The organism is Halomonas sp. AOP27-A1-41, from assembly GCF_052378605.1.
Classification (GTDB): domain Bacteria; phylum Pseudomonadota; class Gammaproteobacteria; order Pseudomonadales; family Halomonadaceae; genus Vreelandella; species Vreelandella citrativorans.
Map to the genome: position 1 here is coordinate 57,105 of NZ_JBQSXT010000016.1, position 21,890 is coordinate 78,994.

Genomic DNA, 21,890 nt, shown 5'->3' on the forward strand with positions numbered 1-21,890 from the left:
TTGCGAGGTATGCCCATGGCACTGATGATCACCGATGAATGCATTAATTGTGACGTCTGCGAGCCCGAATGTCCGAACGATGCTATCTCGCCCGGCGAAGAGATTTACATCATCAATCCAAACCTGTGCACCGAGTGCGTTGGCCATTTCGATGAGCCACAGTGCCAGCAGGTTTGCCCGGTAGACTGTATTCCGCTTGACCCGGCACGCAAGGAAACGCAGCAGCAGCTGTTAGAGAAGTACCGCATTATTACTGCTGCCTAAGCGACGATCGCGTGCGTATATGGGCCATCGCATGGCCAATTATCCTTTCCAATATTACCGTCCCGCTGCTGGGTCTGGTCGATACTGCGGTGGTTGGGCATCTGCCCGATTCACGTTATCTGGCGGCGGTGACGCTGGGCGCCACTCTTTTCAGCTTTCTTTACTGGGGCTTTGGTTTCTTGCGCATGGGCACCACCGGGCTGGTCGCTCAGGCTATCGGCCGTGAAAGTGATAGCGATGTGCGCCTGTTACTGGGCCAATCGCTGATCATTGCTGGGGCGATTGGTGCACTGCTGATTCTTTTCTCGTCACCGCTTATTTCCCTGGGGCTTTGGTTGCTGGACGGTAGCGAGGTAGCTACGCCGCTGGCCCGTGAATATGCCGAAATACGCCTATGGTCGGCGCCAGCCGTGTTGGCCAACTATGCAATATTGGGATGGTTTTTAGGCCAACAAAACTCTCGCGTTACGCTGATGATTTTGTTGCTGACCAACAGCGTCAATATCGTGCTCGACCTGTGGTTTGTGGTGGGCTTGGGCATGACCAGCAATGGCGTTGCCTGGGCAAGCGTTATTGCCGACTACAGTGCACTAGCGTTTGGCGGCTATTTGGTGACGCGCCAACTTAAAACGCTTTCTGGGCATTTATCGCGTGTACACCTGCTGGCACTGTCGGCCTATACGGCCCTTTTCAATATCAACGCCAACCTGTTTGTACGCACGCTTGGCTTGCTGTTCGTCATGGCCTTCTTTACGGCTCAAGGGGCGCGCCAAGGCGATACGGTGCTGGCCGCCAATGCGGTGCTGCTGCAATTTATTATGCTCACCAGCTACGCCCTGGATGGCTTTGCCCACGCGGCAGAATCGCTGGTGGGTCGCGCCTTTGGTCGCCGTGACTGGCAGGAGCTTTCACTCATTGTTCGCAGGGCAGCCCAATTCTCCTTTTGGACAGCGGCCGGTGCCTCACTGGGGTTTGCCCTTGGCGGCAATCAGTTGGTGGCACTTTTAACCGGGCTTGACGAAGTACGCACTGCCGCCGCGTTATACCTTCCGTGGATGGTGGTGATGCCGCTGATTGCCGTTTGGAGCTATCTTCTGGATGGCGTATTTATTGGTGCTACCGCCGTGCGTGAAATGCGTAATAGTATCTTTATCGCCATGCTGGTTTACCTGCCGGCCTGGTGGCTGACCCAAGGGCTAGGCAATCATGGCTTATGGTTCGCTTTTACCCTGTTTATTACGGTGCGCTCGGGTGTATTGATTGGTTACTATCGACGCTACCGGCACTCGCGTTGGCAATAAGCGTTTAAACCCGTCCTCCCGTTATTGGCTAGCTGCGCTATCGTTCTAAAGTACGTCTTTAAATGTGAAAGCCATGGCGCATCGCCGTATATTAGTCATGTACTTCCTATAACAAACAAGAGAGCTTGCCATGCTAAAAATGATATCGAAACCAGCGGTTAAGCTGGTTGAGCGTTATCTACCCGACCCGTATATTTTTGTTTTGCTACTGACGATCGTGGCGGCCGCTGCCGCCATTGCCGTGGAGCGCCAAACGCCCCTTGCGGTGATGCGCATGTGGGGAGACGGCTTTTGGGGCTTGTTAACCTTCTCGATGCAAATGCTGCTGGTCCTGGTAACCGGCTTTATGCTGGCAAGCTCTCCGCCCGTGAAGCGTATCCTGCAAAAGCTTGCCGGAACGGCAAAAAGTGCCGGTGGCGCAATTATCCTGGTGACGCTGGTCTCGCTTGTGGCCAGCTGGATTAACTGGGGGTTTGGCCTGGTGGTGGGGGCACTGTTTGCCAAGGAGTTAGCTCGGTTGGTACGCGTGGATTACCGCTTGCTCGTGGCGAGTGCCTATTCGGGCTTCATCGTGTGGCACGGTGGCCTTGCGGGTTCCGTGCCGCTGACTATCGCCACCGAAGGACACTTCACTGCCGATGCGATTGGCGTGATTGGCACCGGCTCAACGATCTTCGCCTTTTTTAACCTGGCGATTGTTGTGTGTCTGTTTATCGCGGTACCACTGGTTAATCGGTTAATGCTGCCCGACGAAAAAGACAGTGTGTATGTCGATAGCAAGCTGCTTGAAGATGCCCCCGCGTCGAAGGAGCGTATTACCCGCCCGGCGGAAAAACTCGAAAATAGCCTGGTACTTTCGCTACTGGTGGGCGTGCCAGGGCTTTTGTATCTGCTTGATCACTTTATTCTTCGGGGCGGCGGCTTAAACCTGAATATCGTGAACTTTCTGTTTCTGTTTTTAGCTATCGTACTTCATCGCACACCACGCAGTTTGCTGATTAGCCTTAACGAAGCCATTAAGGGCGGCGCAGGCATCGTTATTCAGTTTCCGTTTTATGCCGGCATTATGGCCATTATGGTGCAGTCAGGCTTGGCCCAAAGCATGTCGGAGTGGCTAATCTCGTTTGCGACAGCAACCTCACTGCCCTTTTGGTCGTTTATTAGCGCGGGCATTGTTAACCTGTTTGTGCCTTCCGGCGGCGGCCAGTGGGCAGTGCAAGCGCCCGTGATGCTGCCAGCGGCCCAGGCGCTGGGTGCCGATATCTCACGAGTGGCTATGGCCGTTGCCTGGGGCGATGCCTGGACTAACTTGCTGCAACCTTTCTGGGCGCTGCCGGTGCTTGCCATCGCAGGCCTAAAAGCCAAAGATATTATGGGCTTCTGCCTGATTCAGCTGTTTGTCACCGGGGTGATTATTTCCATAGGCTTGGTCTGGTTCTAAGCTTTTATCTGCCCGCCCCACAGGGCGGGCAGCGTTAACCAAGGACACGTTATGTCAGATGCCGCACACACGGCCTTACCAGGGCAGCATGAGCTGTCAATGACCGTACTAATGACGCCCGATATGGCGAACTTCAGCGGTAAAGTACACGGGGGCGCTATTCTTAAAAAACTGGATGAAGTCGCTTACGCTTGTGCCAGCCGCTATTCGGGCCACTATGTCGTCACCCTTTCCGTCGACCAGGTGCTATTTAAACAGCCCATTCACGTGGGCGAACTCGTCACTTTTTTGGCCTGCGTTAACCATGTTGGTCGCTCCTCAATGGAGATCGGCATTAAGGTGGTCGCCGAAGATATCCGTAATAAGCTCATCCGCCATACCAATAGTTGCTACCTCACCATGGTCGCGGTGGACCCTGACGGAAAACCCGCCAGCGTTCCCCCTTTGACGCTTACCACCCCTATTCAACAGCTCCGTTTTGAAAAAGCAGCACTGCGAAAAAAGCATCGTAAACAGGCAGAGCAGGAAGAAAAACTTACCCAGCAGCACTATCAAGAGCAGGCTTAACTGTCAGGCGCAGGCTTAACTGCCAGGCGCAGGCTTAATAGGCTAGCCCGGATATTACGAGGCGTCGCAGGCAGCGGCCGAATCAGGCTTGATGCTGCTTTAATACCCATTCACAAGGAGGTTTCATGCCCACCAGACGGCGCTACCCACAATTGCCCAAGCCCGTTGAGTACGCTCATATTGGCTGGGATTTACTGATTCTCATCGCGGTGGTGCTTAATTTAGGGCTTTTGCTGTTTGATTCACTGTTTTTAATCGAGCCTGTTAACCAGGCAATTGCAGGCCTGGCACCCGCCTTTTATACATTTTATGATACCCAAGTCCATAGCCGCTTTTTTACGATTGATCTGTTCTTTGTCGCTTTTTTTGTTGCCGATGTTCTGCTGGGTTGGACCGTCGCCGTGGCCGAAAGGCGCTATCATCGCTGGTTTTTCTACCCCTTTGTGCACTGGTATGACGTTCTGGGCTGTATTCCATTAAGCGGTTTTCGCCTACTCAGAATACTGCGTGTGGTGTCATTACTTCATCGCTTACATCGTCTGCGGCTTATTAACATTACGCACTGGTCGATATATCAATTTTTCTTTAAATATTACGATATCCTGCTTGAAGAGCTTTCTGATCGTATCGCGCTACGGCTTTTGGGCAATGTACAGCAGCAAATTCTGTCCAGCGACTCGCTAACTGAGCGGGTGGTCGACCGAGTCATCATGCCGCGCAAAAAGCAGTTGATTAGTGAAATTGTGCAGCGTCTGGAAAGTACCGTGGGCGAGGCGTACCAACAAAATCGCACGCACGCGATGCAAGCCATTGATGAACTTGTAAGCCGCACGCTACGTGAAAGCCCCGAGATTCAGCGCTTGCACCGCCTGCCGATGGGCCAAACCGCCACGAATGCCATGCAGGCGTCTATTAGCGGCGTTGCCCAACGGTTAGTGGATGAGCTTGCGCTGGGCATCCATTCTCCCGAGTTTAGGCAAGTGGTTGAACGCACCGCAGAGAGCGGCTTTAACAGCTGGCTGACCGTCGATGAAGGCAGCCAACGAATCACAGAATTGGTGCTTTACGATATGCTTGAAATGCTTAAAGAGCAGGTGAATCGCCAGCGTTGGAAGGATCGTTATGAATAGTCAGTGGGTTATTCTTGGGCCAGCCGCCCTTTACATGATGTCGATGACCCTAACGCCCGGCCCTAATAACATTATGTTAACCGCGTCAGGCGCCAACTTTGGCTTTAAACGCACGCTGCCACATATGGTGGGTATTGTCGGCGGCTGCTTTTTGCTGTTTTTCAGTATTGCTTTGGGGTTAGGCGTGCTGTTTGAGCGCTATCCTTCTTTACAATTAGCCCTGCGCTGGTTAGGCAGTGCTTACTTACTCTACCTCGCATGGAAAATTGCCAGCGCGCCACCGCCTGATTTAAAGAGCAAGGCACACAGCGTACCCCTTACCTTCTGGCAGGCCGCCGCGTTTCAATTCGCCAATCCCAAGGCGTGGGTCATGGGGCTTGCGTTAATCGCGGGGTTTATTCCTGATCAGGGTTCAACCGTTGCAAACGCGTTAATCCTGGTGGGTTTTGTAGAGCTGGTTGCCTTCCCCTGTTTGGCGCTATGGGCAGGGTTTGGCATAGCGATCGGTCATTGGATTAAAAGCGACGGTGCCTGGCGAATATTTAACGTCACCATGGGAGTGCTCACCGCCGCTTGTGTAGTGCTGATATTGCGCTAACCGCAGCGTAAAGCTTCGACCGTTTCATTACTATCAACATGGATATTCAAGCGGTCCGGCCGGTGGTCCATAGTGGCCACATCGCCTGGACGTAGCACGCGCACCTGGCGCGACTGACTTTCGCTTTGCAACTGCGAAACGTTCGCTTCATCGAAGGCCTCGCCTATGGCGTAGCGAATTGAGGCGGTATCGCAGCTGTCCATGGATACCAGTTGGCCATTTTGATCACCCGAACCCGACGTTCTAGCCGTGTCAGAACCGGCAGCGCATGCAGAAAGCAGAATAATGCCGCCGCTGGCGGCTAATAATTTCATGTACTGAAACCCATAAGTGGATCGCCACGTATTCATAAACCTACCCCGAATGATTATTAACCTGCAGGCCAAACACACAGTGGGCCAGGCAATTGCCTGGCCCACTCGACATCGTCAAGGGTTCATGGACCTTAGCTTGCGGCGTCCTGAACGGCTTGGCCGCCTCTTTCCACATCCTGGCCTGCGCCAGCCACCGTGTTACAACCGGCCAACGCGCCTGCTGTCATAAGTAGAATAAAACCAGTCGCTAAAAGTTTTTTCATTTGAGTTCTCCTTAACGTGTCTAGCAACAGCCCCTCTGGTAGCGCCTACCTTTTCCAAGGAGTACTTTTAGCGTAACAGTGTTTGGGTAATTTCGCCTGTTTTCCCGAAGGTTGCTCCCTACACCGCGTCATCTACCCAAAGCATCGGCTATCATATACACCATTGAAGACTACCTGGAGCGCGCTCTTTGAACGATTTCACTCTCGACCAACGTCTGGACGCTGACACCTTCCCCATCGCCGACCTGCCACTCTGCCGTGTGCTGTTAATGAATGACGCGCGCTATCCTTGGGTGATTCTGGTGCCTCGGCTGAATAATATCAGCGAAGTATTTGAGCTTTCCGAGCCTGACCAGGCCCAGCTATGGCGGGAAGCCACCCAACTGGGCAGCGTGATGAAAACCCTCTTCGAGGGCGATAAACTGAACATCGCCACCTTAGGTAACGTCGTCAAACAGCTGCATATCCACGTGGTCGTGCGCCACCAGGCTGATGCCACTTGGCCTGCGCCGGTATGGGGCAATGGCAGCGCCGAACCGTATGAGTTGGAGTCACTTGCCGACCTGCGCGATCAACTTATTGCGCATATTGACCGCTTAAACGCTTAGCTGCTGTCAGGGCCTTAAAAGCGGGCTGCTTTGCCTTGCGGGCGGCTCGCCAAGCAAGGGCGCCCCGGCGGGTTGAGAAACACTCGTCGTGACAAGCATAACGCCCAATAGAACAATCAACATGCCGCCGGCAAGCGCCGCCCAGCCCACCACTTTATGCGCCGACTGAGAAGCGTGCTGCTGCCTGGCTAAACGCCGCGTTGCCCAGCGGCGTGCAAACACGCTGGCAAGCGCCAACGCCGACACCGTAATTCCTGTACCCAGCGACATGGCCAGTACCGACAAAACGCCAACATAAAATTGCCCCAATAGGCTGGCGGCGCCGAGTAAAAGTACCGCGCCACTGCAAGGACGCATACCAATCGCGCCGACCGTCATGATGGCGGTACGCCAATCCAACGCTTGCTCGGGTTCGATATGATGCGCGCCGCCACAGCAGTGGTGGTGGTGGTGGTGGTGGTGGCCATGACTGTGGTCGTGATGGAGATGATGGCCATTGCCGTGGTCGTGCTGAACCGGATAAAACGCAATAGGCTGATAAGCGCGGCGCAGCTGCTTGTAAGCCCGAACGCATAGCCAAACACCCAATAGCGTTATGAGTAAAAAACTGGCCTGCTCAACCCAAACAACACTGCCCATGGCCTGACGCGTTAGCCACCCCAGGCCGTGCACCAGAATGGCCACCATGACGATGGCAGTCACGCCTTGCAACAGCGACGCGGCAAACGAAAGTCCTAGCGCGCGTCGCACGGCGCCACCATGAGAAGCCAGATACGTTGCCAGCACCGCCTTCCCGTGCCCTGGCCCTGCCGCGTGAAAAACGCCGTAACCAAAACTGACGCTCAATAATACCCACCAGGTGGCTTGAGAAGGTTCGCGGGCAAGCTCGGTAATCGCCAGCGTAAGCGAGCGGTTAAAGCTCCGCTGCCAAGCCAGCATCTGGTAGCTTGTGCCCTGTAATCCCCCTTCCCATAGAAATATCACTGCCCCGGCAGCAAGTGCGAATAGCGCAATCAGCATAATGGGCCTGCGCATAACGAGTGATCGCATAAAGCACTACCTTATTTCATACATTCATAGAATTCGTCGGGTCTGCGGCTTGTGATTAGCGGCAATCAACACGCCCCGTTTCGGCAAAAAATCGTCCAAGCCCTGGTTCGGCTTCCTCATCCTGGTCCAGCAGAGCAGCTTGCAGGACCAGCTCAGGGTCAGGTTCGGCGATTAAGATGCTTAGCTCGCAGGCAGGTTCCCCGTGCAGCACCAAGGCGTCGTCTTTAGGCTGGTTATTTTCTGACTCGTGAACCATCTCGATATAATACGTTGGATCGTATATTTGATAATCAAGCACATGACCCGCCAAGGGTTGGGGCGTTTGTAGCGGGAGGATAAACGTAAAACTAAGCCGCCCGTCATGTTCCCTGGCCGTGTATTCGGTTACCTCACCCAATGCCAACGGCTCGCCATCCAAACGAACGTCTGTAAAGTAGTGCTGACCCGCAAGATTATCGCGTATTTCAGTGCCTAATCGGTCAAGCCCAACTTCCAGGCTAACGCCATCCACATGCTGGAGCTCTTCAAACACCACTAGGCTATAAAAAGGGTCCATCCGCCATGCGTGATGCAACCCACGCACAACGCCCTCCTCGTCGGTCATGACCCGGATACTAAAATCAATCCAGCCATGCGGATGTGCGGTTGCAAGCGGGCTCATCAGCAAGCCGATCAATCCAGCGCCCAGCGCCCAACATTTGCCGCTATAAAAAGTACTTACTCTTTGATCACCACACTGCTTCACGGTGCTAATCCCAACGTTGCTTGTAAATCCACTAGCCACGGATCCAATAAATAAGGCGCCAATGGTTGATTGCCACGCCAGGCCATGACACTCACCTGGCTACCACTCCCGGCTTCACTCACCTGCAGTTGCAAACGGTATTCAGGCCAGCGGGCTAGCGAGGCTTCTGCACGCCCTAGGGCCAAATCGGCGTGGCGTACCACATACCCTTGCTTCATCATCAGCTCGACAGCGCTTCGAAACGTTGTGTCGACCGAGGCTGGATAGACAAGCTCACGCGGGACAGACGGCGACGTCGTTGCACAGCCGGTAAGCCATGCACCCAAAAGCATCACGCCCACCCACCTGATATCCCAACGGCCTCGCCTCATAACCCTCTCCCGGTTGGCACCCTGTATTGCTCAAGCGCCGTTTGAAAGCGCTGACAAAAATCATCGTTGCTCGCACTGTACGACTCTCGCATATCGCCCAGATGGTCGAAGCGGCGGATATCGCGCGAGATACGAATATGGTCGTCGTGGATCAGGAGTGAGACCCGTTCGACCTCGACTGGCTGCTGTTGCAGCCCGCCCCCAAAGCCCATTCCGATGCCGATACCGCCGCCGCCTCCCACTCCAAACCCGCCGAAGGCACGTATGCCGCGCCCATAACCGTAGGCGTTATCATAAGGGTCGTAATAGCCACGCAGCGCTTGAGTGCGGCTAGCGGTGACCAGGCCTAACGTCGCATCCGTCGAATTCAGTTCAAATCCCGATTCGGTGAGCAGCGCAACGCTTTGGCGAAGCACTTCCTGGGAGTCTCTTTCAGCACTGTTAGAAAAATAGCAGGCCGCTGAGGGGGCAGGCTCGGCCTGGGGCAGACGGTCTGGCGTCACCTGGCAGCCAGCCAGCGCCAGCAGGCAGGTTAAGCTAATCGGTATCGACTTCATGTTAGATCCTCAAGCGATGATCACAACGGGTCTATCAGCAACTGGTCTATCAGCAAGCAGCGCGTTAAGCTCCTCTCATCATTACAATAGATTAGAGACCGTCATTTGCGGAGATTGTGCGATGAATATCCTGCTTTGCCCCGATAGTTTTAAAGACGCCCTAAGCGCTGAATTAGCAGCCAAGGCGATGGCTAAAGGCGTACGTAGTGCGGTCCCCGGCGCGCAAACACACTGCTGCCCGTTGGCTGATGGTGGCGAAGGAAGTCTGGATGCATTAATTGCCGCAACCGGTGCCAAGCGGTGCTATCAAACGGTTCACGATGCACTTGGACGACCCCGCGATGCCGCCTGGGGTTGGCTTAGCGAACAGCGTACCGCGTTTATCGAACTGGCAGAAGCCAGCGGATTACAACACTTAAGCCCTCAAGAGCGCAACGCGCTACAAACCTCCACCTTTGGGGTAGGCGAGTTATTTCTCGCAGCGCTTAACCAGGGCGCCGAAAACGTACTACTACTGCTGGGAGGAAGCGCCACCAACGATGGCGGTGCTGGCATGCTACAAGCCCTGGGCGCCAGGTTTCAGGATGCACATGGCAAGCCACTTGCGCCAGGCGGTGCTGCGCTTGCAGGCCTTGAATCGCTGGATATTTCTGGGCTGGACCCACGCCTGGCCTCACTCAGCGTGGAAGCAGCGGTAGATGTGGATAACCCACTGCTGGGTGAACGGGGCGCCAGTGCGGTATTTGGCCCTCAAAAAGGCGCCTCCCCTGAAGAGGTAGCTCAGCTTGACTTGGCGCTTGCCCGCTTTGCCGACATTTGCGCCAGCGCGTTGGCGCATGACTACCGAGACCTGCCCGGCGCAGGTGCCGCAGGCGGAATGGGGTTTGCAGCCAGCGCGTTTCTTAACGCGACGCTGAAACCGGGCATCGAATTGATTATGCAGCACGCGAATATGCCCACTCTGCTCAATAACGCTGACCTGATCATTACCGGTGAGGGACGCCTGGATGGACAAAGCATGTCGGGCAAAACACCCATTGGCGTTTCCCGTGCGGCCAAGCGCTTGGGTAAACCTGTGGTTATTTTAGCGGGCAGCCTGGGCGATGGCTGGCAAGCCTGTCTTGATGAAGGTGTAACCGCGGCCTTTGCCTTGGCCGATGGCCCCATGACGCTGGAACAGGCTTTACCCAGAACAGCCGAGTTGTTGGCGGCACGCTGTGAAACAATTATTCGTTTATGGTTAACCCCGGCGGCCCCTTGAAAAACATCTCGAACGGCAGCATTACTGTTGTTAGGCAGCATTCGTGAAAGCCACGTCGATACATGGTCCGTTTTAATATCCAGTTATTAAAACCGGGCGGTGTTGCCGTCACGGTAATGTCGTAATGCTATGAGTACGATGCAAAAAACCTGTTTTGCAATGTTCCAGCAGCGTTTTATGCTAATCAAACGATTTGATAGCCGTGCTACACGGCTCCAACAAGGAGAGACAGCATGACCGATACCAATAGCATCGGCCTTCATGAAGGCAGTGCCAGCCAGCTTGCCGAGAAACTCAACCACCTGCTGGCGAACTATCAGATTTTTTACATGAACGTGCGCGGCTACCACTGGAACGTGAAGGGTAGCGACTTTTTTGAACTACACGCCAAGTTTGAAGAGTTTTACACGGACCTGCTGACCAAGGTAGATGAAGTCGCCGAGCGTATCCTCACCCTGAGTCACAAGCCGGTACATGCCTACAGTGACTACGCCACGCTTTCGCATATTCAGGAAGATAAAGACGTACACGACGGCAAAGCCTGCGTTAACGGCATTATCAAAGGATACCAGGTCCTGATTGAGCTTCAACGCGAAGTGCTCTCACTCGCCTCTGACGCTGATGATGAAGGGACAGCCTCACTAGCCAGCGACTACATTCGCGAGCAGGAAAAAACCATCTGGATGCTGAACGCCTACCTAGGTAAGTGATAAGCGCTCTTCTTAGCGATAGATGCAAAAACGGCACCCTCGCGGTGCCGTTTTTGTTTAGCCCGAGGTTGGGCTAGCCTTTCTGAGCGAGGTCTTCCATCAACGCGCGCAGCATACGCCAGAACTCATCGACCGATGCAAGCTCCACCCGCTCATCCGGGGAGTGAGCCCCACGAATCAGCGGGCCAAACGAGACCATATCCAGGTGGGGATATTTACTGCCCAGAATGCCGCACTCAAGCCCCGCATGAATGACCTTAACAGCGGGTTCTTTCTCAAACAGCGCGGCATGGCGTTTGTTAAAAATCGCTAACAGCGCACTGCCAGGATTCGGCGCCCAACCGGGGTAGCTATTCTCGACACGGACACGTGCGCCAATCAACCCAAACAGTGCCTCAAAACGGTCGGCCAAAGCGATCATTGCGGTATCGTGCAAGGAGCGCACCAGCGCACATAGATGCAAACGGCCCTCTTTCAGGCTGAGTACGCCCAGATTATTGGACGTTTCAACAACACCGGGCACATCAGCGCTCATGCGCTCAACGCCGCAGGGCGCTGCGTGAAGCGCGGCCACCAACATGGCACTGGCGTCCAGGGTTAGCGGGTCTACTGACGCATTATTCACCGCACGCGTTGCCGTCAGCACCAGACCGCTATCGCCACTGCCAAGCTCGGCACGCAGGGTACTTTCCAGCGCTTTTAGCGCGTCGAAAGCGGCATCCACTTCGTCAGCGGGCAAGGCCAGCTGAGCAAACGCTTCACGAGGAATCGCATTACGCAGCGTGCCGCCGTGGTAGCTAACCAGCCGCCCATCAAACCCCTCAAGGGTATGCAGCGCACGCACCAGCAGGCGATTGGCATTGCCCAGCGGCTTATGGATATCCATGCCTGAATGGCCGCCTTTAAGGCCTGTCAGTGCAATCTCGACCAGTTGCTCATCGTCGCGTAGCTTGGCAACGGGTAGCTGGGCATCCACCACCACATCGCCACCGCCCGCGCAGCCGATATACACTTCACCGCGATCTTCACTGTCCAGGTTAAGCAGCAATGAACCTTTCAGCCAGTTCTCTGCCAGGTTCAGCGCGCCTCCCATTGAGGTCTCTTCTTCCAGAGTAAACAGCGCTTCAAGCGGACCATGGGTGAGCTCTGCATCCTCAAGTACGGCAAGAATAGCCGCTACGCCCATTCCGTTGTCAGCCCCAAGCGTCGTACCCTCAGCATGCAGCCAACCATCGGCGACGTAGGTGCTTATTGGATCACGCGAAAAATCATGGGCGCTGTCAGTATTGGCCTGGGCCACCATATCCAGATGGCCCTGCAAAATAACCCCTGGGGCGTGTTCACAACCAGGTGATGCCGGCTTACAAATGCGTAAATTGCCAAAGCTATCGCGGTCGTGAGCAAGCCCTTGAGCATCGGCCCAGGCTTCTAGTATCGCGACCAACGCAGCTTCCTGGCCAGAAGGGCGCGGCGTATTACACAGCGTACGAAAATGGCGCCAAACGATAGGCGGCGTTAACGCGTCTAAATGTGCGTTCATAAAAGCTCTTCATTATCGGTAATCGACCCACTTTACTCCTCAAGGCGACGAGGGAAAAGCATGCATTGATGCCACTTGCCCCACCGCTTGGCGTAGTGCACGAACGGACGCATTATGCGCGGCGGCTAAAGGTTGGTTTTGAAAGGCCCACGCCGCCAGTTGGTGATGCGCGGTTGCCATACCTGATGAGGGCACGTGGCTGGTTTCTCGCGCCAGCGCTTGTAGCGCAGGCCGCGCCAGCGCCGGGTCACGATGCGCATCGGCGACATCGTTGATGGCTTGGCGCTCCTTTGCGGTTAGCGGTGCAGAAGGCAGCCCGCGTAGTAACAGTGTGACTACCTCGGCGGGCAGCGTGGTTAATTCAAAGGCCAGCAAGCTGGGCAGCGCTGCGCTGAACCCTGCCGTTAACGAATGCAGTACCGCGTGCCCCTCAACGTTCAGCGCTTTGGCTACCATCACCGCAAATTCCCCGGTAGCCGCTTCACGGGTGATGCCCAGCCGCACGGGCTGAAACCCTTGAGCAAGCCAGAAGCGTAGTAGCGACGCTTCGGCGCCGAAGGTGGCGCCATAAAGCGCAATGCCTTGCTGCGTGGCCTCCTGAACATCCTCGGCAATCAGCTGTTGCCCCAGGCCTTCCCGGCGGCGGTCTGGATGAGTGGTGATACGCACGACACGCCGCCAGCGGGCGATTAGTGCTGAACGGCTGCCCATGTGGGCGGCCAGCGACTGCGCCATCAAATGCCCTTGCGGGCGGCGCTCGCCCCGTGCGACCTGCTCGGCAAGCGAGGCATCAAAACCGCCCTCTTCTCGTGCCACCAGAACCGCTTGAGGGGCATGTTTGTGCCCCAGTAGACGCAGCGTGGTTCCGGGCCCGTCTAACAGCTGACGCACGTCACCTGGAGAGGTTCGGTAGTGAGACTGCACCAACAGGCCAAACAGAGCTTCAAGAGCCGTTTCCTCCTGGGCAAGGCGGGCACGTTCCAGTGTATAAGAGCCATTGGCACGATCATCACGCTGTCCTAACGACGGCAGCGGCGCTTTAAGTAGCAGCACTCGGTTTATCGCGCTTTCAAGAGGATCACCGGCGTTCCAGCGGATGGGGGTATCCAGCGTCAAGGCTTTCCATTGCGGCGTCAGCCGGGTCAATACGTCTTTAAAGCGCAAGGCAAACCCTCGCCCCGACCCTTCGTAGCCATCAACGGTGGTTGCAAACGCAATACGCGGAAACGCCGCCAGCCACTGGCCTAACAAGGCAGCAGGAATCGCCGCAGCTTCATCCACCATTAAATAGCTGCCATCACCTCCCAACTGTTTGGCCGCAACCTGCTCGGTCAATACATCCGGGGGCAAAAAGCTCAGCTCGCGGTTATCGGCAAGTTGAAAGCGCCCTGGGGCGATACGCGCTCCGTCAGGGCACAGGGCTTCAAGCCGAGCGAACAGACTCTCCACGGCGCTTAACCTGGGAGCTGTGACAATGATATTCGAGGCCCCGTTTTCTAGAAGCCGGGCGCAAGCGATCCCAAGCGCGGCACTTTTACCTCGTCCACGATCAGCGGTAATCACCACCGGGCGGCGGCGCTTCAAGCGTACAAGCTGAGCAACGATAGCCGACTGATCCGCCGTGATACACGCGCTATCACTAACGCTCTGTGGACAATTCGTGCTGGCGGGTAAACGGGGGAGCGCTGGCATTCCGGGGGCATGCCAAGGGATGACATCCGTACGCTCATGAAGCAGGCGAGCCAATCGCGCCAGATAGTGAGACGTTAACTGCTCCCAGTGCCAAGGGTGGTCAGCAAAGCGCGCGTAATCCGGATCCGGATGGTTACCCCAAGGCCTGGGAGTCATAAGCACCAGCAAGCCCCCCGCTATCAACGTGCCTGCCAGCGCGCCTAGCGCGTCAGGATCAAAGCCCGCCTCACCACTGGCATCCAGCACGATGAGCTGATGCTCTGCACCTAAACGCGTGCGCGCCTTACGGGGCGTTATCCAGGGCGCAACGGGCACATCATCGGCCTGATGAGCGACCCATAAAGGTGCTGTCCAGTTAGCCGCCTGCCACAGCCGATGCGCGTGAGCACGGCATTCGCAAGGCCTACCGGTTAGCCATACCAGTTGACGCCAACGCCTCCTCTCCAGCCGCCTGGAATGGGTAACTAGTGTTTGAACTGGCCGCTCACTAATCATGCTTAACGTTCTCGTCAATCTGGCTGGTGATGACAACCCTGGCATCACGACTCCTGGCACACGCCCCTTGGTTAAGACTTTGGTTGAACAAAATATCAATTTTCAACGTTTATAGCCTCAACACGTTTTACAAAATGTGCAAACAAAAACAGCAAGCAATTGATTTAAAATAAAATATTGTCTTAATAAATGAAAAATTGAGTGTTTATTTACTTGGCTTACTGATATTGCGCCGCAGCGGGGAGAGTATGCTAACTTACTCTTGAAGCATCGCCACTTTACGTACGCGTCAACTTCTTAGCTACGCTTTCCTGCATCACGGTAACAAATACTAACAATGCCTTATGCCAACCAGGAAAAATAACATGAAAATGATCACTCGATTCAGCCTTACCAGTCTGGCGGCAAGCGTGACGTTAGCCGCACTCGCTACGACAGCACAAGCACAAGAGCAGTGGACAATGACTTCCACATGGCCTGACAACCTTGACCTCATCAAGATTGACCAGCATTGGGTTGAGCTGGTGAATAAATTGGCAGGTGATGAACTACAAATTAGTTTCCGGGCCGGAGGCACTCTGATGCCTGGCACCGAAGTGTTTGATGCGACTGAAACCGGCAGCATAGAAGCTGCAGGCGATTGGCCAGGTTACTGGGCAGGCTTAAATCCTGCTTTTTCACCACTAGCCACTACTACAAGCCTATTTAACGGCGTTGATTACCTTAACTGGATTCAGCAATGGGGCGGGCGTGAACTCTATGAAGATATTTATGGCCAGTTCAACATGATGTATCTGCCCTACGGTATTACTAACAACGAGTCCGGATTTATGGGCCGCACCCCCATTGCAAGTATTGCTGACCTTGAGGGCAAGCGTTTGCGTCTTTCAGGCCGTGACCAAGGGCGCGTACTGGAACAGCTGGGTGGCTCTCAAGTAACGCTTGCAGGGGGTGAAATTTACCAGGCGATAGAGCGCGGAGTGATTGACGCTGGTGAATTCTCAACACCCGGTGTTGACTACAATGCAGGCTTCGCCGAAGTCGCCGATAACTGGGCCACGCCGGGCTGGCATCAGTCGGCCAGCGTCTTTGGCGTAATGATTAATAAAGATGCTTGGGATGCACTTTCCGAGGAAACCCAAGAGAAATTACGTATCGCCGCGGATGCCACAATGGCTTGGTCGCTGACCTGGTCTGAATTTGAGTCCAACGCGGCTACCCAGAAGTTTATTGATGCCGAGGTGACCATTAACCAGTTTTCAGAAGAAGATCTTGCACGCATTCAGGAAGTGACCAATCAGGTGATCGTGCAAGGCGCCTGTGAAAATCCCGATCATGCCAAGGTCTATCACTCCATGATTACCTATTTGCAGGATTATGCGACGTGGCGTGACGCTTCGGCCCCCTTCAATATGAGCCGAACCATGGATAATTTACCGTCATTGGAAGAGATCGAAGCCTGCCTGTAAGGCGCTCATGTTTCGCCTCGGCCATGCCGGGGCGTTTGTTGTGCTGATCGGAGATCTTTCATGAATGCGATTGCCCAGGCCATTGATACGATTAACGAAGCCTTTGGACGCCTGATAGCCCCCTTGATCGCCGTCATTACCCTTATCGTGCTTTATGACATTACCTCGCGCTTCCTGTTTGGCCGACCCAGCGACTGGGCCTTTGATATCACCAAAATGCTGTTTGGGGCGCACTTTATGCTGATGGCGGCTTATGGTCTGCGCCACCACGTCCATGTAGAAGTCGACGTTTTAAAGCGCCTGTTATCGCGCAAAAAGCAGGCGCTGCTCACTCTATTCGGGTATTTGATTTTCTTTGTGCCCTTTATCTGGATGCTGCTCAAGTACGGATGGCTGTTTTTCGAGCGCGCTTTTAGCCGCGGCGAAACTACCTACGGTATGGTGTCGATTCCGGTGTATCCCATTAAAGGCGTGATTGTGCTGGCGGCAGTGCTGCTGCTCCTGCAGGCCATCGCTATTGTACTGCGCGCTATTATACAGTTGCGTCAGGAGGCTCCGGCATGAACCTGAGTCCTGAATTACTCGCCCTGGTGATGTTTGGCGGCCTGCTAGTGGGACTTTTCATGGGCCACCCACTGGCATTTGTGTTAGGTGGTGTAGCAGTGATTGGCGCGTTTTTAGGCCCCGGAGAGCGGGTGTTGGGCACGCTGATCAACAATATCTATGGTAACGCCATGGATAACTACGTACTCGTGGCGATACCGCTTTTTATACTCATGGCGCGCTTTCTAAACGACTCCGGGGTTACCGAGCGAATGTTTGATGCCATGCGCCTGCTGGTGGCCAACCTACGTGGCGGATTGGCGCTGACTGTGGTAATTGTTTCGGTACTCTTGGCCGCGACGACCGGCATTGTTGGCGCGTCCATCGCGGTAATGGGCATGATCGCCTTAGTGCCGATGCTCAAGTACGGCTATAACAAGGAGCTAAGCGCAGGCGTAATCATGGCCAGTGGCTGTTTGGGCATTTTGATTCCGCCCAGCATCATGCTGATCCTGATGGCCAGCTACTCGCCGGTATCGGTAGGTGCACTGTTTGCGGGCGCCATGGTGCCAGGGTTAATGCTGGGCGCTATGTATGCACTTTACGTACTGCTGATCTGCCACTTTAAACCGTCTTACGGCCCGCCAGTGCCCAAGGAGGAACGCGCGGAAGTTAGCACCCGGCAGCTTCTTATCATGCTAGGCAAGTACGTGGTGCCGCCCATGTCGTTGATCCTTGGGGTACTTGGCGCGCTGTTTACCGGGATTGCCACCGCCACAGAAGCCTCAGCAATTGGCGTTTTTATCGCATTCATTTTGTTTTTAATCTTTGGTGACAGGAGGCTATCCACTTGCTTTAGAACGCTGTTGGAGGCGGGTAAAACCACCACCATGGTAATGCTGGTGCTGGTCGGTGCGACCGCGTTTACCGGCGTGTTCTCGCGCGGTGGCGGCATGCAGGTTATTCAGGATCTGCTGCTGACCATGCCCGGCGGCAATACCGGCGCGTTGATCATGATGCTGCTGCTGGTATTTGTGCTGGGTATGTTCCTGGACTGGACCGGCATCGTACTGCTGAGCTTTCCCATCATGCTGCCGATCATCCAGCAGATGGGCATTGATCCGCTGTGGTTTGTCGTCATGGTGGCCGTGGTGCTGCAAACTTCGTTTCTTACCCCACCGTTTGGCTATGCCCTGTTCTACCTGAAAGGCGTGGCTCCGCCCGGTGTGGAGATTGTCGATCTGTATAAAGCCGTGGTGCCGTTTGTGGCACTTATTCTGCTGGCCTGTGTACTGATGTCCTTCTTCCCTTGGTTGGTCACAGGTTTACCTAGCCTGATGATTGGCTACTAACCTTACTAGTAAGAAAAACGTTACCCCCTACGGCCACGTATTGACACGGCCGTAGGAGGAACATTAACACCTATCGCATCTTATGAAACGCTAATGCACGAGCTGTATAATTCTGTTTAATACTGTCAAACTCCTGGCCCAGAATCCCCCCCCTTACCATTCCAGGACGGTTATCGAAATACGCTTGAGCCAGAGCAGAATCCAGCGGCTGACTATCGGGTGTCGAGATCCAGGCGCGCAATAAATGACGGCGACGCTCAGGCTCCTCAAAATCCTCAAACTCACGTCTAGAGTGCAATACCGTATGGTTGTTCAAAATCTGCAAGTCCCCCGCTTGCAGTGTCATTTCGTATGAAAATCTTTCATCAGCGGCCAGTGAATCCAGCACATCCATTGCACGCTGCTGCTGTTCAGTGGGAGCGTTGGCGCCCTCATGCCGATCCGCATGACGAATATGGTTACGCGTGTAGCGGCAGCAGAAATGGCCTTCGGCCTGGGAAAAGATTGGCGCGGCATAGAAAGGCGTCTGATGCTCAGCGTGCTCACCCTGGCGCGAGTAGTCCACAGGCTGATAAAGCGCCTCCACCAAGTCGGCGGCGCTTTTCAACATCTCCTCTCGCAAGGCAAGCGAGCTGGTAATCAAACTTTCGCCGCCCGTCTTGGCGCCATTGATACACAACAATGTGACCAAATCTGCAAAATCAGTGTGATAGTCCAGCTTGGCATTCGTATTATAGCCGCGCCCACTTAGAGAGCGGTACTGGCCACCTGCATTACGTACACTCTTAAGCAAACCACTATCCTTGCCCTGGGGGCGCATGACACCTAAGTGATTGCAGAACCCCCAGTAAAGCGCTTCGATCTGGCTTGTTGTTAGCCCTTCAATGGGGAAATCACGCAGTAAGATAAAGCCAAATCCCTGATGAATCTCGTGGCGAATCTCCTCTATTAACGAAGCTATTCCATGAAAAGGGAACTCCTTTCCGGTGCTTTGCCATAACGGCATTCCTGCCTGTTCGTAGGCTGCCAGCCCTTTCAATAATCCCTGCCTCTCTTCTGTTGACAAGGTTCGCTGCCATTGTGAAGAACGCTCGATATCCCCAGCCAACCAAGCTTGGCTGGGGCTCACGCGCCCACTTGCCAATACTGATTCTATACCTTTGTTTTTATGATGATTAACCTCAATAGCCATCTTCTTATTGTCCTTTTTCAGAGAAGTATTTATGCATGGAGAGCCAGTGACATTTGACTGACTACCCTAAGATTCGACTATTGGATACAGTTTGTCAAAAAAGCATACAACCATCTAAAACAGAAATATCAACCTTCTAATTAAAAATAACATAAATCTATATTTATCAATATATTAAATAGCTTATAAAAATTATTACAATTTAGAATATTTTAATTCTAAATACTATCGCACCAAAAATAAGCGACCGACTTGCAAAAATATTATAATTGTATACATTAAAACAAGCACGTATACATCACCTATGAGGCAAGCTTTAGCGCGACTTCTCGCTAAGTAAGCTCAGTCAAATCGGGCCAAAACAAACACAACAACAGTGATATGAGAAGAGGAGCAACCGATGGCGACCACCATGTTTGAAAAAATATGGGATGCGCATGTAGTTGAGCAGCGCCCAGATGGCACTGCTTTACTTTATGTTGACCGACACCTTGTTCATGACGCTACCGCCCAAGCATTTGACCTGCTCAATGATGAAGGCTTAAGCGTGAGGCGACCGGATCTAACATTCGGCATGGCGGATCACTATGTCGCCACCCATTCAGACCCGCTTCGAGAGCCTCATCTTGATGCAATGGTAACCACCCTAAGCAGTAACGCAGCACAACATGGCATTACCTCTTTTGGCATGCACCATGCCTACCAAGGCATAGTTCATGTGGCCGGCCCCGAACTTGGGTTGACCCAACCAGGCATGCTGATGGTGTGCGGCGACAGCCATACCTCCACACATGGCGCCCTGGGTGCTCTAGCGTTTGGTATAGGCGCCTCGGAAGTGGCTCATGCGCTGGCTACTCAATGTCTGTGGCAAAAAAAGCCACGCACCATGCGCATCAACGTAAGCGGTAAGCTACCCCCACATGTCGCTGCCAAAGACCTGATTCTGCATATCATTGGGGCGATAGGGGCCAATGGTGGTACAGGCTACGTGATCGAATATAGCGGCGGTGCGATTGAGGCTCTGTCTATGGAAGCAAGGCTGACCCTTTGCAACATGTCGATAGAAGCTGGGGCTCGTGCGGGCATGGTTGCGCCAGATACCACCACCTTCAATTACCTATCCAATAAGCCTTACGCACCAAAAGGAGAGCTGTTCGAGCAAGCGGTGGAGTACTGGAAAAGACTTCGTAGTGATCCGGATGCCCAGTTCGACAAGGAAGTAACCCTCGATGCGGACGCTATCGCTCCTACAGTTACCTGGGGCACATCACCAGAAACCGCTCTCCCCATTACCGCCTGCACCCCGCAACCTGATCACGTCGATAAAGAGAAACGTGCAGCAACCGAGAGCATGCTCTCTTACATGGCGCTATCGCCAGGCCAGCCTCTGAAAGGGCTTGCTATCGACCGAGTGTTTATTGGCTCATGCACCAATAGCCGAATTGAAGACCTGCGAGCAGCAGCAGCGGTTGCGCGTCATGGATACGCCAAAATACCGGCAGTCGTGGTACCAGGCTCTTGGCAGGTACGAATCGAGGCCGAAAACGAGGGGCTGGACAAAATATTTCTGGCGGCGGGATTTGAGTGGCGCGAGCCGGGCTGCTCGATGTGTGTGGCCATGAACGGCGACCACGTGCCACCTCATGAGCGCTGCGCCTCCACTTCCAATCGCAACTTCGCCGGACGTCAGGGAAGAGATAGCCGCACTCACCTGATGAGCCCCGCCATGGCAGCCGCCGCTGCCATTCATGGCCGTATTACCGACGTACGCGATTTATAGGAGCCGTTATGCAAGCTTTTACCTCGCATCAAGGCATTGCAGTGCCACTGATGAACAACAATATCGACACCGACCAAATAATTCCCGCGCGCTTCCTGCATCGCCCACGCTCGGCAGGTTACGCCGAACAACTGTTCTGCGATCTACGCCTGGACAGCAACGGAAACGTGATTGCTGACTTTACCCTGAACACCCCCCTCTATGCAGAGGGCAGCATTCTACTGGCGGGGAGCAACTTCGGCTGCGGCTCATCCCGCGAACATGCGGTCTGGGCCTTGATGGACAGTGGTTTCAGAGCCGTTATCGCACCCAGCTTTGGCGATATTTTCTTCAATAACAGCCTGAAAAACGGCTTGCTGGTCATAACGCTACCTGCCAATACCGTTCAGGCACTGGCCGATGAAGCTCACCAGCATGCTCCGTCAAGCATAACCATCGATTTACAACAGCAGCAGGTCGCATCGCCCCGCACCGGCAACCACCCCTTTGATATCGATGAGTACCGTAAAGAAGCCTTGATGCTTGGCGCTTCGGAAATGGCAATGACCTTACAGAAATCGAGCACCATCAAAGCTTTCGAAGAGGCTTATGCTCAGCGCTACCCATGGCTGGCATCCTCGCACCGCATTCCAAGCATCCAACAATAA

Annotated in this window: 23 protein-coding genes; 14 read left to right on the forward strand and 9 right to left on the reverse strand. The window is 54.3% G+C overall.

Going from position 1 to position 21,890, the window contains the following annotated elements; all coding sequences use genetic code 11:
- Positions 1-15: 15 nt before the first annotated feature.
- The 6 genes from ACT3TC_RS11690 to ACT3TC_RS11715 all read left to right on the forward strand — a co-directional run bounded on the left by ACT3TC_RS11690 (position 16) and on the right by ACT3TC_RS11715 (position 5,301).
- Positions 16-264: a YfhL family 4Fe-4S dicluster ferredoxin gene (locus tag ACT3TC_RS11690; protein WP_087105869.1), complete on the forward strand. Its 249-nt coding sequence runs from the start codon at positions 16-18 to the stop codon at positions 262-264.
- Between the two features lie 11 nt (positions 265-275).
- Positions 276-1,565 (forward strand): MATE family efflux transporter, encoded by a 1,290-nt coding sequence (locus tag ACT3TC_RS11695; RefSeq protein WP_193053312.1) that lies wholly within the window; start codon positions 276-278, stop codon positions 1,563-1,565.
- A gap of 130 nt (positions 1,566-1,695) precedes the next feature.
- Positions 1,696-3,006, forward strand: coding sequence for a short-chain fatty acid transporter (locus ACT3TC_RS11700; protein ID WP_444640182.1), 1,311 nt, complete (start codon positions 1,696-1,698; stop codon positions 3,004-3,006).
- A gap of 51 nt (positions 3,007-3,057) precedes the next feature.
- Entirely contained in the window at positions 3,058-3,573 is a 516-nt protein-coding gene (locus tag ACT3TC_RS11705; RefSeq protein ID WP_444640183.1) for an acyl-CoA thioesterase, read from the forward strand.
- 125 nt (positions 3,574-3,698) lie between these two features.
- Entirely contained in the window at positions 3,699-4,703 is a 1,005-nt protein-coding gene (locus ACT3TC_RS11710; RefSeq protein WP_441677295.1) for an ion transporter, read from the forward strand.
- Entirely contained in the window at positions 4,696-5,301 is a 606-nt protein-coding gene (locus ACT3TC_RS11715; protein WP_444640184.1) for a LysE family translocator, read from the forward strand. Before ACT3TC_RS11710 ends, ACT3TC_RS11715 begins: the two co-directional genes overlap by 8 nt.
- Here the strand turns inward: ACT3TC_RS11715 and ACT3TC_RS11720 are convergent.
- Together ACT3TC_RS11720 and ACT3TC_RS11725 are read right to left on the reverse strand one after the other, a co-directional pair.
- Positions 5,298-5,615 (reverse strand): I78 family peptidase inhibitor, encoded by a 318-nt coding sequence (locus tag ACT3TC_RS11720; protein ID WP_444640185.1) that lies wholly within the window; start codon positions 5,613-5,615, stop codon positions 5,298-5,300. The two genes, ACT3TC_RS11715 and ACT3TC_RS11720, sit on opposite strands and share 4 nt — an antisense overlap.
- A gap of 131 nt (positions 5,616-5,746) precedes the next feature.
- On the reverse strand, positions 5,747-5,878 hold the full coding sequence (locus ACT3TC_RS11725; protein WP_087105855.1) for an entericidin A/B family lipoprotein: 132 nt from the start codon (positions 5,876-5,878) through the stop codon (positions 5,747-5,749).
- A 188-nt stretch (positions 5,879-6,066) separates the two neighbouring features.
- On the opposite strand from ACT3TC_RS11725, the gene ACT3TC_RS11730 reads away from it, so the two are divergent.
- Complete coding sequence (locus ACT3TC_RS11730) at positions 6,067-6,486, forward strand: HIT domain-containing protein (protein ID WP_193053317.1); 420 nt, start codon at positions 6,067-6,069, stop codon at positions 6,484-6,486.
- A gap of 6 nt (positions 6,487-6,492) precedes the next feature.
- On the opposite strand, the gene ACT3TC_RS11735 is transcribed toward ACT3TC_RS11730, so the two are convergent.
- From ACT3TC_RS11735 to ACT3TC_RS11750, 4 genes are read right to left on the reverse strand one after another with little or no spacing between them, the layout of a single operon-like run.
- Positions 6,493-7,536, reverse strand: coding sequence for a nickel/cobalt transporter (locus ACT3TC_RS11735; RefSeq protein WP_444640186.1), 1,044 nt, complete (start codon positions 7,534-7,536; stop codon positions 6,493-6,495).
- Positions 7,537-7,591: 55 nt separating this feature from the next.
- Positions 7,592-8,224 (reverse strand): DUF1007 family protein, encoded by a 633-nt coding sequence (locus ACT3TC_RS11740; protein ID WP_264298632.1) that lies wholly within the window; start codon positions 8,222-8,224, stop codon positions 7,592-7,594.
- 53 nt (positions 8,225-8,277) lie between these two features.
- Positions 8,278-8,652 (reverse strand): hypothetical protein, encoded by a 375-nt coding sequence (locus ACT3TC_RS11745; RefSeq protein ID WP_444621484.1) that lies wholly within the window; start codon positions 8,650-8,652, stop codon positions 8,278-8,280.
- Entirely contained in the window at positions 8,649-9,209 is a 561-nt protein-coding gene (locus ACT3TC_RS11750; RefSeq protein ID WP_444631187.1) for a hypothetical protein, read from the reverse strand. The genes ACT3TC_RS11745 and ACT3TC_RS11750 overlap by 4 nt, the downstream gene beginning before the upstream one ends.
- A 121-nt stretch (positions 9,210-9,330) precedes the next feature.
- Between ACT3TC_RS11750 and ACT3TC_RS11755 the strand changes: the two genes are divergently transcribed.
- Positions 9,331-10,470, forward strand: coding sequence for a glycerate kinase (locus ACT3TC_RS11755; RefSeq protein WP_444640187.1), 1,140 nt, complete (start codon positions 9,331-9,333; stop codon positions 10,468-10,470).
- A gap of 233 nt (positions 10,471-10,703) precedes the next feature.
- Positions 10,704-11,180, forward strand: a complete 477-nt coding sequence (locus ACT3TC_RS11760) for a Dps family protein (RefSeq protein WP_172117354.1) — start codon at positions 10,704-10,706, stop codon at positions 11,178-11,180.
- Between the two features lie 73 nt (positions 11,181-11,253).
- Here the strand turns inward: ACT3TC_RS11760 and ACT3TC_RS11765 are convergent, their stop codons facing one another.
- Complete coding sequence (locus tag ACT3TC_RS11765) at positions 11,254-12,720, reverse strand: aminoacyl-histidine dipeptidase (RefSeq protein WP_444640188.1); 1,467 nt, start codon at positions 12,718-12,720, stop codon at positions 11,254-11,256.
- 39 nt (positions 12,721-12,759) lie between these two features.
- Positions 12,760-14,907 (reverse strand): tRNA(Met) cytidine acetyltransferase TmcA, encoded by a 2,148-nt coding sequence (locus ACT3TC_RS11770; protein ID WP_444640189.1) that lies wholly within the window; start codon positions 14,905-14,907, stop codon positions 12,760-12,762.
- A gap of 365 nt (positions 14,908-15,272) precedes the next feature.
- Between ACT3TC_RS11770 and dctP the strand changes: the two genes are divergently transcribed.
- Genes dctP through ACT3TC_RS11785 form a run of 3 tightly spaced genes read left to right on the forward strand, consistent with a single transcriptional unit; the run spans position 15,273 to position 18,271 of the window.
- Positions 15,273-16,376, forward strand: coding sequence for a TRAP transporter substrate-binding protein DctP (gene dctP / locus ACT3TC_RS11775; protein ID WP_444640190.1), 1,104 nt, complete (start codon positions 15,273-15,275; stop codon positions 16,374-16,376).
- 60 nt (positions 16,377-16,436) lie between these two features.
- A complete protein-coding gene (locus ACT3TC_RS11780; protein WP_193056823.1) occupies positions 16,437-16,940 on the forward strand; it encodes a TRAP transporter small permease subunit in 504 nt (167 codons plus the stop codon).
- A complete protein-coding gene (locus ACT3TC_RS11785) occupies positions 16,937-18,271 on the forward strand; it encodes a TRAP transporter large permease (protein ID WP_444640191.1) in 1,335 nt (444 codons plus the stop codon). Before ACT3TC_RS11780 ends, ACT3TC_RS11785 begins: the two co-directional genes overlap by 4 nt.
- 70 nt (positions 18,272-18,341) lie before the next feature.
- Here the strand turns inward: ACT3TC_RS11785 and ACT3TC_RS11790 are convergent, their stop codons facing one another.
- Complete coding sequence (locus tag ACT3TC_RS11790; protein WP_444640192.1) at positions 18,342-19,400, reverse strand: TauD/TfdA family dioxygenase; 1,059 nt, start codon at positions 19,398-19,400, stop codon at positions 18,342-18,344.
- 463 nt (positions 19,401-19,863) lie between these two features.
- On the opposite strand from ACT3TC_RS11790, the gene leuC reads away from it, so the two are divergent.
- Positions 19,864-21,243, forward strand: coding sequence for a 3-isopropylmalate dehydratase large subunit (leuC, locus tag ACT3TC_RS11795; RefSeq protein ID WP_444640193.1), 1,380 nt, complete (start codon positions 19,864-19,866; stop codon positions 21,241-21,243).
- Positions 21,244-21,251: 8 nt separating this feature from the next.
- Entirely contained in the window at positions 21,252-21,890 is a 639-nt protein-coding gene (gene leuD / locus ACT3TC_RS11800) for a 3-isopropylmalate dehydratase small subunit (protein ID WP_444640194.1), read from the forward strand.